Origin of the sequence: Xenorhabdus khoisanae (genome assembly GCF_001037465.1) — a bacterium.
GTDB classification, from domain to species: Bacteria; Pseudomonadota; Gammaproteobacteria; order Enterobacterales; family Enterobacteriaceae; genus Xenorhabdus; species Xenorhabdus khoisanae.
This window is the reverse complement of record NZ_LFCV01000043.1, coordinates 1-16,476: the sequence shown is the minus strand read 5'-3', so window position 1 is coordinate 16,476 and position 16,476 is coordinate 1. Positions and strand designations below refer to the sequence as shown.

13 protein-coding genes and 1 pseudogene are annotated in these 16,476 nt (G+C 41.9%); 7 read left to right on the top strand and 7 right to left on the bottom strand.

From position 1 onward, the window contains the following. Positions 1–434: 434 nt before the first annotated feature. Both ddlA and AB204_RS23440 read right to left on the bottom strand, forming a co-directional pair. Positions 435–1,532 (bottom strand): D-alanine--D-alanine ligase, encoded by a 1,098-nt coding sequence (gene ddlA, locus AB204_RS07805; RefSeq protein WP_047962825.1) that lies wholly within the window; start codon positions 1,530–1,532, stop codon positions 435–437. Between the two features lie 289 nt (positions 1,533–1,821). Then, positions 1,822–2,538: pseudogene (locus AB204_RS23440) on the bottom strand (AAA family ATPase); the annotation flags it as partial. 584 nt (positions 2,539–3,122) lie between these two features. Between AB204_RS23440 and sapA the strand changes: the two are divergent. From sapA to fabI, 6 genes are all read left to right on the top strand, one after another. Next, the gene (gene sapA, locus AB204_RS07795; RefSeq protein WP_047962824.1) at positions 3,123–4,913 is read left to right on the top strand and encodes an ABC transporter substrate-binding protein SapA; all 1,791 of its coding nucleotides are present in this window, start codon (positions 3,123–3,125) and stop codon (positions 4,911–4,913) included. Next, entirely contained in the window at positions 4,910–5,875 is a 966-nt protein-coding gene (gene sapB, locus AB204_RS07790; RefSeq protein ID WP_047962823.1) for a putrescine export ABC transporter permease SapB, read from the top strand. The genes sapA and sapB overlap by 4 nt, the downstream gene beginning before the upstream one ends. Next, positions 5,862–6,749 carry a putrescine export ABC transporter permease SapC gene (gene sapC / locus AB204_RS07785; protein WP_047962822.1) on the top strand — a complete coding sequence of 296 codons (888 nt, stop codon included), beginning with the start codon at positions 5,862–5,864 and terminating at the stop codon, positions 6,747–6,749. Before sapB ends, sapC begins: the two co-directional genes overlap by 14 nt. Then, positions 6,749–7,738 carry a putrescine export ABC transporter ATP-binding protein SapD gene (gene sapD, locus AB204_RS07780; protein WP_047962821.1) on the top strand — a complete coding sequence of 330 codons (990 nt, stop codon included), beginning with the start codon at positions 6,749–6,751 and terminating at the stop codon, positions 7,736–7,738. Before sapC ends, sapD begins: the two co-directional genes overlap by 1 nt. A gap of 3 nt (positions 7,739–7,741) precedes the next feature. Continuing rightward, positions 7,742–8,551, top strand: coding sequence for a putrescine export ABC transporter ATP-binding protein SapF (gene sapF / locus AB204_RS07775; RefSeq protein WP_047962820.1), 810 nt, complete (start codon positions 7,742–7,744; stop codon positions 8,549–8,551). Positions 8,552–8,752: 201 nt separating this feature from the next. Further along, positions 8,753–9,541 (top strand): enoyl-ACP reductase FabI, encoded by a 789-nt coding sequence (gene fabI, locus AB204_RS07770; RefSeq protein ID WP_047962819.1) that lies wholly within the window; start codon positions 8,753–8,755, stop codon positions 9,539–9,541. 499 nt (positions 9,542–10,040) lie between these two features. Here fabI and pdxY read toward each other — a convergent pair whose 3' ends face one another. The 4 genes from pdxY to anmK form a co-directional block, all read right to left on the bottom strand. Beyond that, positions 10,041–10,919, bottom strand: coding sequence for a pyridoxal kinase PdxY (gene pdxY, locus AB204_RS07765; RefSeq protein ID WP_047962818.1), 879 nt, complete (start codon positions 10,917–10,919; stop codon positions 10,041–10,043). A 101-nt stretch (positions 10,920–11,020) separates the two neighbouring features. Further along, positions 11,021–12,292: a tyrosine--tRNA ligase gene (gene tyrS, locus AB204_RS07760; RefSeq protein ID WP_047962817.1), complete on the bottom strand. Its 1,272-nt coding sequence runs from the start codon at positions 12,290–12,292 to the stop codon at positions 11,021–11,023. A 214-nt stretch (positions 12,293–12,506) separates the two neighbouring features. After that, positions 12,507–13,160 (bottom strand): pyridoxamine 5'-phosphate oxidase, encoded by a 654-nt coding sequence (gene pdxH / locus AB204_RS07755; RefSeq protein WP_047962816.1) that lies wholly within the window; start codon positions 13,158–13,160, stop codon positions 12,507–12,509. 119 nt (positions 13,161–13,279) lie between these two features. Then, a complete protein-coding gene (gene anmK / locus AB204_RS07750; RefSeq protein ID WP_047962815.1) occupies positions 13,280–14,389 on the bottom strand; it encodes an anhydro-N-acetylmuramic acid kinase in 1,110 nt (369 codons plus the stop codon). A gap of 334 nt (positions 14,390–14,723) precedes the next feature. Here anmK and AB204_RS07745 point away from each other — a divergent pair, with 334 nt between their 5' ends. Then, on the top strand, positions 14,724–15,197 hold the full coding sequence (locus tag AB204_RS07745) for an outer membrane lipoprotein (protein ID WP_047962814.1): 474 nt from the start codon (positions 14,724–14,726) through the stop codon (positions 15,195–15,197). A 78-nt stretch (positions 15,198–15,275) separates the two neighbouring features. Here AB204_RS07745 and slyA read toward each other — a convergent pair whose 3' ends face one another. Then, positions 15,276–15,713 carry a transcriptional regulator SlyA gene (gene slyA, locus AB204_RS07740; RefSeq protein ID WP_047962813.1) on the bottom strand — a complete coding sequence of 146 codons (438 nt, stop codon included), beginning with the start codon at positions 15,711–15,713 and terminating at the stop codon, positions 15,276–15,278. Positions 15,714–16,476 lie beyond the last annotated feature (763 nt).

Here is a 16,476-nt window from a genome sequence, read left to right as displayed (position 1 = left end):
ACCCATGACTCAATAATGAAATATTATATTAATAAAATGCCAATATTTAGAGTTTATAGCTATAAAATGGTAAAAAAAAGATAATAAATCTGTAATTCCAAGCCTTCTTATTTAAAAATAGCGTGAGATATTTCACGTTTTGAATATTTTCTGTTATGATGGGATTGACGGCGAGTGCTTTATAAGGATCGGAAACTAATTTCTGAGACAGTGAAGAAGTCAGTATTTAGATCTAGAAGATGTTAAATATATTATCGCTACAACTTTAACTGAACAAGATTATTATAAGGAAAAGGATTTTAATGATTTATATCATAAATGATGGAAAATAGAAGAATTATATAAGTAATTCTATGTACTAAAGATTTCCATTCACATAATGAGAAAAGAGCTAAACAAGAACTTCAGGCGCATATATTAGGAGACCATAATTGTTAGAAGATTGAGCTCTTTAGTTGTGTTTCGTTTCGGTGGCGTTCTATAGCTAAATCAATAAGTCGCGTGATTAGGTTTGTATAGCTAAGGCCACTTGCTTCCCACAGTTTTGGATACATGCTTATGTTGGTAAAGCCTGGTAGAGTGTTAACTTCATTAATCACAATCTGCTTGTCTTCAGTCATAAATAAATCTACTCGAGCCATTCCTGCACAACCAAGAACCTCAAATGCTTTTAAGGCTACATTCCGTATACGCTCGCTGATATCCTGACTTATCTGGGCAGGTACAACTATCTTTGCACCTTCACTTTCAATATATTTGGTTTGATAAGAGTAGAAGCCGCCACTAAGTACAACTTCCCCACATATACTTGCTTCAGGATATTCATTGCCTAGTATCGCACACTCAATTTCTCTTCCATCAATGGCTTTTTCTATTAGCAGTTTGTTGTCAAAGGTGAAAGCGAGTTCAAGCGCTATTTCAAACTCTTCAGGAGTAGCCACCTTACTGACACCTACAGAAGAACCTTGGTTAGCGGGTTTTATGAACACTGGCATACCTAATTGTGTCTGAATTTTTTCAAAGCTCAGCTCATGACGTTTATGGCGGTTAAGGCATGTAAAAGGTGCCACTGTCAATCCTGCATCTCGAAGCAGGCGTTTGGTCACATCTTTATCCATACATACGGCGGAGCCAAGTACCCCGGAACCGACGAAAGGGAGATTAGCCATACGAAGTAATCCCTGTAATGAACCATCTTCTCCCAGTGTGCCGTGTACAATAGGAAAGATAACATCTAATTGTGAAAGCAATTGAGCATTTCTAGATTCGATCAGCTGGTTTTGCACTTGTCCCGGGACAAGTGCAACGTGTCTTCCTGACTGATTCAATGCAATAAGAGAGGGATTATCTGCATTAAGCAAGAATCCAGAAGCTTCGTTAAGATGCCATATACCTTCTTTGTCTATGCCAATGAGTGACACATCGAACTTTTCTTTATCTATAGCATCAAGGATATTTTTCGCTGATTGAAGAGAGACTTCATGTTCGGAAGATTTCCCTCCAAAAAAGAGCCCCACATGGGTTTTTGGCATCTAAATATCTCCATGCGAATTTGAGAGAAGATAAAATCAACAACAAGAATAACACACTAAAAATGTTGCTTTCTGATCAGTTTAGCAATCTTTTGAGATGTTCATAATTACTTTACCATATATGGACAGGGCAAACGGGTCTAATTTATACGGTCGCGGCAGGGATAGCCGTTACCGGCCCCCACACAGCGCCGGACGTGCGCTACTAGGTGTAGCTGCTCGCGTTTAAAAACAGCCGTGCTCGCATTTATCCGCTTTTTCTGCTCACAATAATTGCAAATGAAATCCATTATATCGGCAGTCCAACCGCCAACATTCTGTCGCGCAACTCTGCTGTGCGAACCGGATCGAGCTGATTGTTAAGCAATGCCCTAATTTCAGCGGATTTGGCATCGAATTGTTCCACCATATCTTTTAGACGATAACCATGGCGTGTTAGTGTGGGTTCCAGATCATCAAGTTGTCGCGAGAATACCGATTCTATCAGTGTCGCCGTTATTGGTTTTTCACCGGTCTGATAACCAGCTTCCATGGCCAGTGTCAGATGCAACTGAACCTGAAGTGGTGTACGAAGTTTCATCGCCAGCAAATCGATAGCATCCGTCGTCAGAATGTTTTCTGTTTTTCCTTTCCCCATGCTGGTGTTAAGCAACTACTGAATGTATTCCCGTTGGCTGCCGGTGCTCCCGTCCAGCGTGAAAATATCCGTGCGGTATCCAATCTCTTCCATGGTTGGCCGACGCAGGTCATTACGCAGTTTTGGATGACCGGCTAAAACCACCGATAAGCGGCCACCACCGTCTTCCACGACTTCCATCAACCGTTTTAATCCGGTTAACGTATGCCCGTTCAGATCATGAGCTTCATCAACAAACAACGCCACTGGTCGCTTGCCTTTCTTTACCAGCTCTTGTAATTCACGTTCTCGACGTTCACCTTGTTTGGGGATTTGTACCAGCTTATCTTGTGTCAGATCGTAAAATAATGCGCTAATCAGCGTGGCAAGCTACATGGAAGCCCTGTTATTTAATCAATTTTAGCATACTGTGATTTTAAATTGGATTTTGAGTACGTTTAGCCGAGATTGACTGTCCTGTTTGATCTCAATAAGTATATATGAGTAAAATATATCCAACACATGATTCTCTTTTTCCAAGGTAAATCTTCAGAAATGATGATATCCCCATCAGTACTAAAATAGACTGTTGATAAATTAAGTTGCCCGAACAAAGAAAATTTCATGCGTAACCCCTGGTAGCTAATCGATTTCAGATTTTGGTAAACCATGCTGATAAATCACAGTGGCAACTTGGCGATGAATAAACGGATAAAAAAATAGCCGGCACCCGAGCCGGCTAATAAAATACTGGAAGCAATGTGAGCAATGTCGTGCCTTCCTGAAGATTACATCCTGGGTATTGCAAAGATGTTTTCCCGAAAGCACGGTACGAATGATAATACGTCTCAATTCTATTTGTAAAGCACTTTATTGAGAATTTTTCTCATTAACGTGATCTGATCGTTGTTTTTGAGCAAAAAGCGTTAATTAAGTTACAATAGCCGAACTCTTTTTTATGAATGACGTTTTATATGCGCTATTTGATTTACTGGGTTATATTATTGCTCGCTGCTCCTGCCCTGACAGCTGAGAACACTACTCCAGAATCCGTGAAAACGACACCTGTGCAAACCACATCAGTGCAAACCATTTCAGAATCAATCTCGGAACCTATTCCAAAAACGATTGAAACGCTGCCTGAATCTATACCTGACAACGCCTCAGAAAATTTGTCTTATATTTCAAGCAAATTAAGACAGAATGGTTTTATCTATTGCGTTAATGGCAACCTGAATACATTTAATCCACAATTGAGCATCAGCGGTTTGACCGTGGATACTCTTGCAGCACAAATCTACAATCGCCTGCTGGGCGTTGATCCCCTTACCTATCGTTTAATTCCTGAGCTGGCTTCTGACTGGGAAGTAAGCGACAATGGAGCAACTTATCGCTTTCACCTGCGCCATAATGTTGCTTTCCAAACGACGAATTGGTTTACACCGACCCGCACTATGAACGCTGATGATGTGGTGTTCAGCTTCCGCCGCGTTTTCGATAAAACACATTATTATCATAATGTTAATGGTGGTCACTATCCCTATTTTGATAGCCTGCAATTTGGTGATTCAGTACAGAATATTCGAAAAATCGATAAGTATACCGTCGAATTTCGTCTTAAAGCCCCCGACGCTTCTTTTATTTGGCATCTGGCAACATACTATGCTCCTATACTGTCTCAGGAATATGCTCAAAAATTGCAGCAGATAAATCAGCAGAGAGAGATTGACTGGAAACCTGTAGGAACGGGGCCATTCATGCTAGAGGATTATCAGATGGAACAATTTATCCGCCTTGTCCGTCATGATAAATATTGGAAAGGTAAACCACGCATGGAACAGGTTGTTATAGATGCCGGGGCCGGTGGTACAGGCAGAATATCAAAACTGCTCACGGGTGAATGCGATGTACTGGCCTATCCCGATGCCAACCAGTGGAATATTTTGCATGATGACCCAAACCTACGCCAGACATTACGTTCAGGCATGAACATCGCCTATCTTGCATTTAATACCAGCAAACCGCCGTTGGATAAATTGGAGGTTCGTCAAGCGATTGCTTATGCCATCAATAATCAACGCCTGATGAAATCCATCTATTACGGTACTGCTGAAACAGCGGCGTCGATCTTGCCACGTGCATCATGGGCGTATGATAATCGTGCCGAAATTACCGAATACAACCCTGAAAGATCCCGCAAGATGTTAGGTGAGTTGGGATTACATGGATTGAAGTTAACATTATGGGTGCCGACTGCTTCACAATCCTATAATCCAAGTCCCCTGAAAATGGCGGAACTCATTCAGGCGGATTTGGCTCAGGTCGGGGTTGAAATGTCTATCCGCCCCGTCGAAGGCCGTTACCAAGAAAATCAACTGATGGACAAAACCCATGATATGACATTGGCTGGATGGTCTACTGATAGCAACGATCCCGATAGTTTTTTCCGTCCATTACTGAGTTGTGCGGCTATCGCCTCCCAAACTAACCTAAGTCGTTGGTGTAATGCTGATTTCGATAATGCACTTCATCAGGCTTTATTAAATCAACAGCTTGCTTCACGCATCAAAAATTATCATGTTGCACAAGAAATTCTGGCACAGCAATTACCTGTACTGCCACTGGCTTATGCGATGCGTTTGCAAATATTTCGTCATAACATCAAAGGCCTGGTACTAAGCCCGTTTGGTAATAGTCCCTTTGGCAGTGTGTACCGCGAACAAATAACCACCACGCCTGATGAAAATAAAGAGGAAAGCAAATGATTATTTATATCTTACGTCGTTTGCTGCTTCTGGTTGTGACGTTGTTTTTTCTTTCATTAATCAGTTTCAGCCTGATGTATTTCACACCTCATGGCCCCTTGAGCGGTGCCTCACTGACAGATGCCTTCATTCATTATTTCAGTGGGTTGCTCCAATGGAATTTTGGTATTTCCAGCATTAATGGGGAACGAATTATTGAACAATTGTATGATGTTCTCCCCGCAACAATGGAACTTTGTATTCTTGCTTTTTCCATGGCTCTGTTAGTCGGTATCCCTCTGGGGATTATCGCGGGTGTCTGGCGCAATAAAAAAGTCGATGTCATTATCAGCACATTTGCTCTCTGTGGTTTTTCCATCCCGGTTTTCTGGTTAGCTCTTTTGCTGACGCTGCTTTTTTCACTTTACTTAGGATGGCTACCCGTTTCAGGGCGATTTGATTTGCTCTATCGGATGGAACCCGTGACTGGTTCGGCATTGATTGATTCCTGGTTGTCGAAATCACCTCATCGTAATGAGATGATCATGAGTGTTATTCTGCACATGATTCTGCCCGTTATCACGCTGGCTGTTGCTCCCACAACGGAAGTCATTCGTTTAATGCGTAATAGCACTGAGGAAATATCAACCGCAAATTATATTAAATCAGCAGCAACACGCGGCTTGTCACGGTTGACAATTATTCGCCGTCACCTGCTGCATAACGCTTTACCCCCCATCATTCCCAAACTGGGATTGCAATTTTCAACCATGCTCACATTAGCGATGGTGACAGAACAGGTATTTAACTGGCCCGGTTTAGGACGCTGGCTTATCAGTGCTATTCGCCAGCAGGATTATTCAGTCATTTCAGCAGGAGTTATGGTGATAGGCACGTTGGTTATCTCAGTTAATGTGTTGACAGATATCATCGGCGCGATGGCTAATTCTCTGAAGCATAAGGAATGGTATGCCCTTAGATAATTTTTACCAAGAAAAGAAAATGCCGTCGCCATTGAAAGTTATTTGTCGGTTTTTCTATGCTGACATATTAGCGATGACGGGTTTCTATGGGGTACTGGTTTTAATTGCATTGAGCTTGTTGGGAAACCATCTCGCCCCCTATCAGCTTGATCAGCAATTTCTGGATCAACTGATGCCACCTTCATGGTCACATCACGGTAATGTCGCCTTTTTTCTCGGAACCGATGATCTCGGTCGTGATATTTTCAGCCGCCTGCTGATTGGTACATCTTCCACATTCGGATCTGCACTGGTTGTAACCGCGGCGGCAGCCATTGTGGGACTAATCATCGGCAGCCTCGCAGGGATGACCCACGGGTTTAAGTCTGCGATCCTGAACCATATCCTTGATACCTTACTCTCTATTCCTTCTTTATTGCTGGCGATTATTGTTGTTGCTTTCGCTGGAGCCAGTCTGCATCATGCCATGATAGCTGTCTGGCTGGCGTTACTGCCAAGAATAGTGCGCACTATTTATACGGCTGTACATGACGAATTGGATAAGGAATATATTATTGCAGCACGTTTGGATGGCGCATCAAACTACCATATTTTACGCTATGCCGTTTTTCCTAATATCACTGCGGTAATAGTCACTGAGCTAACGCGTACACTTTCCATCGCTATCCTTGATATTGCAGCCTTGGGATTCCTCGATCTTGGTGCACGGCTGCCATCACCTGAATGGGGTGCGATGCTGGGAGATTCATTGGAATTGATCTATGCTGCGCCATGGACTGTGATGTTGCCGGGAGGCGCAATTATGCTCAGCGTTCTATTGGTTAACTTACTGGGTGACGGACTCCACCGGGCCATTAACGCAGGAGTCGAATAATGCCATTGCTTGATATTCGAAACCTCACCATCGAGTTTATGACGGCAGAAGGCCCCGTCAAAGCGGTTGAGCGCATGAGTATTTCACTGACAGAAGGTGAAATTCTCGGTTTGGCTGGCGAATCAGGATCAGGTAAGAGTTTGATTGCCAAAGCGATATGTGGCGTCACAAAAGATAATCTTAAAGTTACCGCTGATCGTTTTCGTTTCAATGATATTGACTTGTTGCGCCTGACACCACGGCAGCGCCGTAAAGTGATTGGTCACAATATCTCAATGATTTTTCAAGAACCGCAATCATGCCTCGATCCATCAGAAAATGTGGGTAAGCAGCTTATTCAAGCTATTCCCGGATGGACGTTTAAGGGCCGTTGGTGGCAGAGATTTAATTGGAGAAAGCGCCGTGCAATTGAACTGCTGCATCGCGTTGGCATCAAAGACCACTATGACATCATGCACAGTTATCCTTATGAATTAACGGAAGGTGAATGTCAAAAAGTGATGATTGCCATTGCTCTTGCCAATCAACCACGCTTGCTGATTGCAGATGAGCCAACCAATGCAATGGAACCAACCACACAGGCTCAGATATTCCGTTTGCTGTCGAGCTTAAATCAGAATAACAACATGACAATTCTGTTGATCAGCCATGATCTACAAATGATGAGCAAACTGGTGAAACGCATCAATGTACTTTATTGCGGTCAAACAGTAGAAAGTGCCACGCCGGATGAGTTGCTGATAAAACCTTATCATCCCTATACACAAGCGCTGATCCGTTCAATTCCTGATTTTGGCAGCCCACTACCGCATAAGAGCCGATTAAATACATTACCCGGAGCTATCCCGTCACTGGAACATCTGCCGATAGGATGCCGTTTGGGACCACGTTGTCCCTATGCACAGAAAACCTGCATAGCAACCCCTCGGTTACGGGTGATTAAGAATCATGCATTCGCCTGCCATTTCCCCTTGAATATGGAAGAATAGTAAGTGGTTGACACATTATTGGAAGTCAAAAACCTGACTAAAACATTCCGTTATCGCACCGGGCTATTTCGCCGCCATCATCTTAATGCGGTAAAACCCGTGAGCTTTACTTTACAGTCTAAAAAAACACTGGCCATTATTGGTGCAAATGGCTCTGGCAAATCCACTTTGGCGAGAATGCTATCAGGGGTTATTGAACCTACTTCGGGTGAAATTCTGATTAACAACCATAAGCTGGCTTATGGTGATTACAGTTACCGTAGCCAGCGCATCCGCATGATTTTTCAGGATCCCAGCACTTCGTTGAATCCCCGCCAGCGCATCGGCCAGATTTTGGATATGCCATTAATCCTGAATACAGAGCTATCCCCTTCCGAACGGGAGAAACGAATCAATCAGACATTGCGCCAAGTAGGTTTATTACCAGACCACGCCAATTATTATCCACATATGCTGGCATCAGGACAGAAACAGCGTGTGGCTCTGGCCCGGGCTTTGATATTGCAGCCACAAATTATTGTCGCAGACGAAGCATTGGCTTCTCTTGATATGTCGATGCGCTCTCAAATCATCAACCTGATGCTGGAATTACAAGAAAAACACGGTATTTCTTATATCTATGTCACTCAACATCTCGGTATGATGAAACATATCAGTGATCAAGTACTGGTAATGCATCAAGGCGAAGTTGTAGAGCGTGGCAATACAGCGGAGGTACTGGCTTCTCCACTGCATGATATTACACGCAAGTTGATAGCCAGCCATTTTGGTGAAGCCTTGTCTGCTGAAGCATGGCGTCAGGATCTCACCTAATATTTTAATTGGGTGCATTTTATTCACTGATCGGAACAGCGTGGGAAACTCACCACATTTTTCTCCGGCGTGATAGAATTGTCCCCGTTTATTAACAATAAACACTATGGTCATGTTGGGTATATCATTTTGTTACTCATGACTATTAGTGTTTGATCACAAAGAACTATTTTGATCACAAAGAACAATAAGGATACTGCTATGGGTTTCATGACCGGCAAGCGCATTCTCATTACTGGCGTCGCCAGCAAACTGTCTATCGCTTATGGGATTGCTAAAGCAATGCACGAACAAGGTGCAGAGCTGGCTTTTACCTACCAAAATGACAAGTTGAAACCTCGTGTCGAAGAATTCGCTGCATCCCTGAATTCTAATATCGTTCTGCCGTGTGACGTGGCTGAAGACGAAAGTATCGATGCATTGTTCGCCGAATTAGGCAAAGTATGGCCTAAATTCGACGGATTCGTTCACTCTATCGGTTATGCTCCGGCTGAACAGCTTGATGGCGACTATGTTAATGCCGTCAGCCGTGAAGGCTTCAAAATTGCACATGACATCAGTGCATACAGCTTCGTTGCAATGGCGAAAGCATGCCGTGAAATGCTGAACCCTAATTCAGCCCTGCTTACCTTGAGCTATCTGGGTGCAGAACGTGCAATTCCTAACTATAACGTAATGGGTCTGGCGAAAGCCTCTCTGGAAGCCAACGTACGTTATATGGCAAATGCAATGGGTGCTGAAGGCATTCGCGTTAACGGCATCTCTGCTGGCCCAATCCGTACACTGGCAGCTTCCGGTATCAAGGATTTCCGTAAAATGCTGGCTCATTGTGAAGCAGTCACACCGATTCGCCGTACTGTAACGACGGAAGATGTTGGTAATGCTGCTGCATTCCTGTGTTCTGATCTGTCTGGTGGTGTGACAGGTGAAATTCTGCACGTTGACGGTGGTTTCAGCATCGCTGCTATGAACGAGTTGGAATTGAAATAAGCTCAATAACTGATTGTTCGTATCCTCAATAGATTTCAAGTTGCAATCAACAAAACAGCAACTTGAAAGATGAAAAGGATATTAAATAAGCCCAGCAATATTATCAAGCTGGGCTTATTTCTTTATTCTACACTTTTCTACCCACTTTCATTTTAATCAATTTATCGCATTAAAATGGATAATAATTCCTTATTTTGTTATATATGCAAAATAAATATCCATTAAAGTCACCAGAAGCCTATACTCTTCGTCTTTCAAGTTGCCTCTTTGTTGGCTGCGCTCATTCACCCCGGTCACATAGTTATCTATGCTCCCGGGGATTCATTCCCTTGCCGCCGCGACGCATCTTGAAATCCATTGGGTATATATTGCTGGAAATCATTTCACCATTGTGGATTCTTATTTATTCGTCATCGTTCGATTCCACATATTTATGATGCTTTAAAAGCAGAAGGATTAATTTCAACCTGAAATTTACTGGGTATATCATCTTTAACGATCAGTCAATTTGTGATGCGTTGAATTGATGTGTTGGTTTAACTATCTTATCTTGAGCAGCAACGAGCTGTAATTCAAACTCCTCACTTTTTTGCGTTTCCAACATCACTTCATAAACTGCCGCTGTAATATGTTCTAATGCAGCTTGTAATGCTATGTTTGTCAAAGATGGGCTTTTCAATAAATTGACAAGGAATAAACCACTGGTTAAGTCACCAACACCAACCGGTTGACGCACTCCCGTATCAATCAATGGGCGACTAACATGCCAACTATGTTCTTTAGTCACTAAGAGCATTTCAAAACAATCTGCTCGGTAACCTGCACGGCTTAAGTGCTTAACTAACACTATCTTAGGGCCTTTTTCACATAATTCACGCGCTGCGGATATGGCTTGTTCTACATTTTCAATTTTCCGCATAGCCAGTGTTTCAAGCTCCAGTAAATTAGGTGCAATAATATCACTGACTGGTAATACCTTCTCACAAAAAAATTCAGCAACACCAGATGCAACAATACATCCCTTTTCTGGGTGTCCCATGACAGGATCGCAGAAATACCATGCTTCAGGATTAGCTTTCTTAACCTGCTTCACAATATCGAGAATATGATTCCCCTGCTCCGCAGAGCCGATATAACCACTCAGAACAGCATTGCAGGATGCCAATTTATCAATTTCGCTAATTCCCTGCACAATTTCTGTCAGATGTTCTGGCGGCATTACACATCCACGCCATTGAGGATATTGAGTGTGGTTAGAAAACTGAACCGTATTTAATGGCCATACGTTCACTCCCATACGACTCATTGGAAAAACAGCCGCGCTGTTTCCCGCATGACCAAAGACTACATGAGACTGAATTGAAAGAACATTTTTCATTATAGGGCCTAATTTATATTTTAAGATCCGTGAGTAGCTGATAAAGATGCCAGATACTTAAAGGGCAACAGTGATGTTGCCCTTTAGTAACACTTTATGAATTATTTCCAGTCGATAAGGCAATAATGTTTTTTACCACGACGTAACAAAGTATAACGCCCGAACAAACGATCACCGTCCGTAAATACATACATAGGCTCAGATTGTTTTTCGCCATTGATAGAAACTGCATTGGAACTGATCATAGTACGCGCTTGCCCACGGGAAGGAACAAACTCAGCAGAAACCAGTGCTTGTTGCAAGTCAGCCCCATTTTCAAGTTCAATCGCTGGCATACCGTCTTGAGCCAGTTGTGCAAAGTCATCTTCAGTCAAATCAGCCACAGCACCAGAGAATAAACTCTCAGTAATGCGCTTAGCCGCAGCAAGACCTACTTCTCCATGCACTAATTTGGTGACTTGCTCTGCCAATATATACTGAGCACGTGGCGCTTTACCGCTATTTTTGTCTTCTTCTTCCAGTGCATTAATTTCTTCAATGCTCATGAAAGTAAAGAATTTCAGGAAACGGTAAACATCTGCATCTGCTGTGTTAATCCAGAACTGGTAGAATTTGTACGGACTGGTTCTCTTCGGATCCAACCAAACTGCCCCGCCTTCAGTCTTACCGAATTTAGTACCATCTGATTTAGTGATCAATGGTACTGTCATACCAAACACTTGTTTCTGGTGTAAGCGACGAGTCAAATCAATACCTGAAGTAATATTGCCCCACTGATCTGAACCACCAATCTGCAATTCAACACCATATTTTCCATTCAGGTTAGCAAAATCATAGGACTGTAACAGGTTATAAGAAAATTCTGTGTAGGAAATACCAACATCATCACGATTTAAACGTTGCTTCACCGCTTCTTTGTTGATCATCTGATTAACGGAAAAATGCTTACCAATATCACGCAGGAAAGTCAGCACATCCATTTCACCAAACCAATCATAGTTATTGGCTAATCCTGCACCATTCTCACCATCAAAACTGAGGAATGGCGAAACCTGCTTGCGAATTTTCTCAACCCATTCTTTGACTGTTTCTTCTGTGTTTAATTTGCGCTCAGTTGCTTTAAAGCTAGGATCGCCAATCAAACCTGTAGCACCACCGACCAACGCAATAGGCTTATGCCCAGCAAGTTGGAATCGTTTTAAACACAGCAAGGGAACCAGATGGCCCAAATGCAAGCTGTCAGCGGTAGGATCGAAGCCACAATAGAGAGAAACCGGACCTTGCGCCAGTCTCTCAGCTAACGCCTCTTCATCCGTTACCTGGGCAATAAGGCCCCGCTCTTGCAGTTGTTTTATCAGGTTATTGCTAGACATTAATGACTCCATCGGTTTGTATAATTTACCTATATGCCTATATAAGTATCTCGTTATAAATCACGTGCTATAGCATAAAACGCCAGTAATATAAGTGCCAGTATTAAAAATGGTAATTACACTCTTTACCTTTCAAATCACTGCATTATTGACTGCAATTTGAAGGTCATTGAGGTTCATTCGGCACAGGGCATTTTGTATAAGGTATAGGTTGTTAAGGCGCTAAGCGATCAATATGCCATTCGTCACCTTCACGCTGATACAAAAAACGATCGTGAAGACGATGGGCGCCTCCCTGCCAGAATTCCACAGAATCAAATTCAACTCTGAATCCTCCCCAAAAACTGGGCAAAGGAACTTCTCCATTAAGAAACTTTTGTTTCAGCTCCAAGAACTTACCTTCCAAAATACCTCTGGCAGAAATTCGTGAAGATTGTTGGGAAGCCCAAGCGGCAATTTGGCTATCTCTTGGACGGCTATGGAAATATTTTATGACTTCAGCAGGGGACAGTTTTTCCGCCTTACCGAGAAAACTGACTTGCCTTTCCAATTGATGCCATGGGAAATAGAGGCTAATCCGATTATTCTGGGACAGATGCTTCGCCTTCCGACTACCAAGGTTGGTATAAAAAACTAAGCTGTGAGCGTCAAAATGTTTTAATAGAACAATACGCTGGTAAGGTTGACCATGTTCATCTACTGTAGCAATGCACATTGCCGTCGGATCGCTTAGTTTAGCTTCACAGGCCTGCTTTAACCAATGTTCAAAAAGTTCAATGGGTTCTTTAGTAAGATCTTTGCGCCTTAATCCACCGCGTATATATTCGCGGCGCAATTCCGCAATGGCTGTTTCATTATGTTCAGACATTTCTAACTCTCGATTTCTTAATGAGTATTAGCATATCATTGCTATCTACTGGCTAACTATATAAAGCTAACTATATAGAACTAACTATATAACCACGCCAAATAGCTACCAACTGATTTTTAGCTCACTACAGGGTAAATTGCCCCTAAAATCGTTTCCCTGTCTGCCCCCGTTACTGATGGCAAATTACCAGACAATCCGGACATGGTTCGGAATGCCAACCAAGCAAATGCCAGTGCTTCCATGTCATCACCACTCAATCCATATTTGTCTGTCGTAGCCACTTCAGCGTCTGGCAATAAAGCTGATAATCGACTCATCACAAGCGGATTTCGGGCCCCGCCACCACAAACCAGAAGGCGATCGCATCCACCACTCAACACCACTTGCTGGGCAATACTTACCGCCGTTAATTCAGCCAGTGTTGCCTGAACATCCACAGGTGAAACATCAGGGAAATCAGCCAACTGTCTTTCCAGCCATGCCATATTAAAATATTCGCGCCCTGTGCTCTTTGGTGCAGTACGTGCAAAATAAGGGTCAGAAAGCATTTCCTGGAGTAAAGATTCATTGACAATGCCTTCACTGGCCCACAACGCATCTTTGTCATATGGTATTTGCTTATGCTGCCATGTCCAGGCATCCATCAGCATGTTCCCAGGCCCGGTATCATATCCCTTAACCGCAGAATTAGGCAGAAGCGCGGAAATATTCGCAATGCCACCAATATTCAAAATAACACGCCTCTCGGTCGGGTGACCCAATACCGCCATATGGAATGCCGGAACCAAAGGTGCTCCCTGACCACCATAAGCCATATCACGTCGTCTGAAATCACCTACCGTTGTAATATTGGTCAGTGCTGCAACACGATTATTGTCGCCAATTTGCATAGTAAACGGTTTTTCTCCATCTGGCTCATGCCATACCGTCTGCCCATGACACCCGATTGCAGTAATATCGCTTGCGGTTAGACCAGCCTTATCCAACAACCCTTGCACAGCCTCGGCAAAAAGAGTACCAAGTTCATAATCAAATCTTCCCACCATTGATAATGTCGTTTGCTGCCCCTGACAGATAGAAAGCAATTTTTGTTTCAGTTCTTGTGGGAAAGGATGGTTATAACTTACTTGCTGAGTAACGGCTTTATCACTAATCTCCGCTAGAATAACATCAACTCCATCCATGCTGGTGCCAGACATAACACCAATATAACGCCCTGACTTCATAAATATTCCCCTATTAAAGAATGGATTACATTTAATCTTGAGTAAACTATAAAGCACATCGATTCGGACTATATATGTTTAATGTTTATTATCAGAGATAAAATCTGAGTTTTGGAGAGCTCTTCACAAAACATGCTAAACTTTTGGTCAGGAATTATTCCTTTCGGAGTTGATCGTGAACACTTATTATATATGTAGATATGAATCATTAGTGGTTGGCAAATTTATTCTTCCTGCCGCTAGCAATAGTATCTGCTACTAACAATAGTAGCCGAATGCTTGATTATAGGTTTATTATCAGGCTTCTCTATCGGATATTAAAATAGGAGTGACTATGTTAAAACGTTTCCTGGTTGGTGCAGTTGTCCTTACCACATTGTCTGGTTGTGCAGACATGGGAGCACTTTCTAGTGATACTTATTCTATTGGTCAAGCCAAGCAAGCTCAAACTGTAACCTATGGCACCATTCTCTCTGTACGTCCTATCACTATCAAAGGTAAACAAACTGGTGATCCTAATATGTTAGGTCTCATTGGTGGCGCTGTTTTAGGCGGGTTATTAGGTAATACGGTCGGTGGTGGTTCTGGTCAAAGGCTTGCTACAGCCGCAGGTGCTATTGCCGGTGGTCTGGCTGGACAAGGCATCGAAGGTGCTATAGATCAAACGAAAGGTATTGAGTTAGAAATCCGTACGGACAGCGGAAAAAATATCGTCGTAGTACAAAAACTGGATCAGGTCAGTTTCAACAGAGGACAACGAGTCAGAATTGCCAACAGTGGAGATTCTCTGACTGTATCACCACTCTGAAACATTCAAGTAGCACAAAACTAAAAAATCGCGGATTGCCAGTATCTGGACCGCGATTTTTTTATTATTGATTAACTTTTATATTACCTGTTTATGTAATTGGTTAATATTTTTTTCGATTTTTTTTATTACGGAAGATAGGAGAATTAACTCATCATGAGTAATTCCTTCCAAAATTTCTTTCCTTGTCAAATCAATAACACTATCCACTTCTCTGATAAAAGTTTCAGATTCTCCGGTTAATTTGATTCTTTTGGCTCGCCGATCATTGGAACATGTGTGACGCGTAATCAGTTTCTTTTCTTCTAATTGATCAAGAGTTCTCACCAGAGATGGCTGCTCAATACCAATAGCTTTCGCGAGCTGTATCTGTGACTGCTCTGGAGGCAGCTGACTAATATTGTATAGAGTAACCCAATGCGTCTGAGTTAATTTCAACGGTTTCAAACGATGATCAATTAAAGCGCGCCAAACACGAACTAAACGTGCCAGGTCTGATCCCAATGTCAATTCCAATTACCCCTCCTTATAATTAGAGACTCATATAACATCAATGAATTACCCAATCAGTTTATTCATATGAATAATGGATACGCACCCTATATCATTCTTACATTAGCAGAGTCAGAAATTTTGCTAATTACCTAATTAGTGTCGCGTTGGCTTGTTACTCAAAGTTGACATCTTCGTCGCCCTAAAGAGCGAAGTTTTACGGCGCACCGAATAAAATCGCGCATTAATCCACCAACGATATAAACTGCATAAAATAATCCTCTAACTAAACTATTGTAATTTTAAATATCAACAAAAAAAATACAATACCTCAAAATATATACATTTCCACTCGGTTAAAGTTCTATAAGAATAACCGCCATCCAAATACTAATCTATATATTTTTACATTAATATCATTTTTCTCTTACAGATAGCGTCAACATTAGAATAAAGAACATAAAAAACAATAAGATAATAAAGAAGCTCTTTTATTGTTCAATAAATAATTCTTTGATAAGAAAATTTTACTGAAACACTCCAATTATCCAATGCGAGTGATATTTTAGAGTGTACTTATGTCAAATAAAATAGATTTAATACAGATATTACATCATTTATTACTTGTAATATTTCTTATTTCCACGTTAATTATGAAATATTATTCATATGAGAACTTTTTTTTCGGCAATTCAGTATAAAACTAACACAATTCTGGGTGATCTGGTATAATATTTCTTTCTTTCGCTTTTATTTTTAACTCTCTTAGATATCTATAATGACATAA

What these genes read in the sequence shown, in the direction of transcription:
- sapD (WP_047962821.1), top strand. Translation starts at nt 6,749, where the DNA reads ATGCCATTGCTTGATATTCGAAACCTCACCATCGAGTTTATGACGGCA.
- tyrS (WP_047962817.1), bottom strand. Translation starts at nt 12,292, where the DNA reads ATGTCTAGCAATAACCTGATAAAACAACTGCAAGAGCGGGGCCTTATT.
- pdxY (WP_047962818.1), bottom strand. Translation starts at nt 10,919, where the DNA reads ATGAAAAATGTTCTTTCAATTCAGTCTCATGTAGTCTTTGGTCATGCG.
- sapA (WP_047962824.1), top strand. Translation starts at nt 3,123, where the DNA reads ATGCGCTATTTGATTTACTGGGTTATATTATTGCTCGCTGCTCCTGCC.
- sapB (WP_047962823.1), top strand. Translation starts at nt 4,910, where the DNA reads ATGATTATTTATATCTTACGTCGTTTGCTGCTTCTGGTTGTGACGTTG.
- anmK (WP_047962815.1), bottom strand. Translation starts at nt 14,389, where the DNA reads ATGAAGTCAGGGCGTTATATTGGTGTTATGTCTGGCACCAGCATGGAT.
- pdxH (WP_047962816.1), bottom strand. Translation starts at nt 13,160, where the DNA reads ATGTCTGAACATAATGAAACAGCCATTGCGGAATTGCGCCGCGAATAT.
- fabI (WP_047962819.1), top strand. Translation starts at nt 8,753, where the DNA reads ATGGGTTTCATGACCGGCAAGCGCATTCTCATTACTGGCGTCGCCAGC.
- AB204_RS07745 (WP_047962814.1), top strand. Translation starts at nt 14,724, where the DNA reads ATGTTAAAACGTTTCCTGGTTGGTGCAGTTGTCCTTACCACATTGTCT.
- ddlA (WP_047962825.1), bottom strand. Translation starts at nt 1,532, where the DNA reads ATGCCAAAAACCCATGTGGGGCTCTTTTTTGGAGGGAAATCTTCCGAA.
- sapC (WP_047962822.1), top strand. Translation starts at nt 5,862, where the DNA reads ATGCCCTTAGATAATTTTTACCAAGAAAAGAAAATGCCGTCGCCATTG.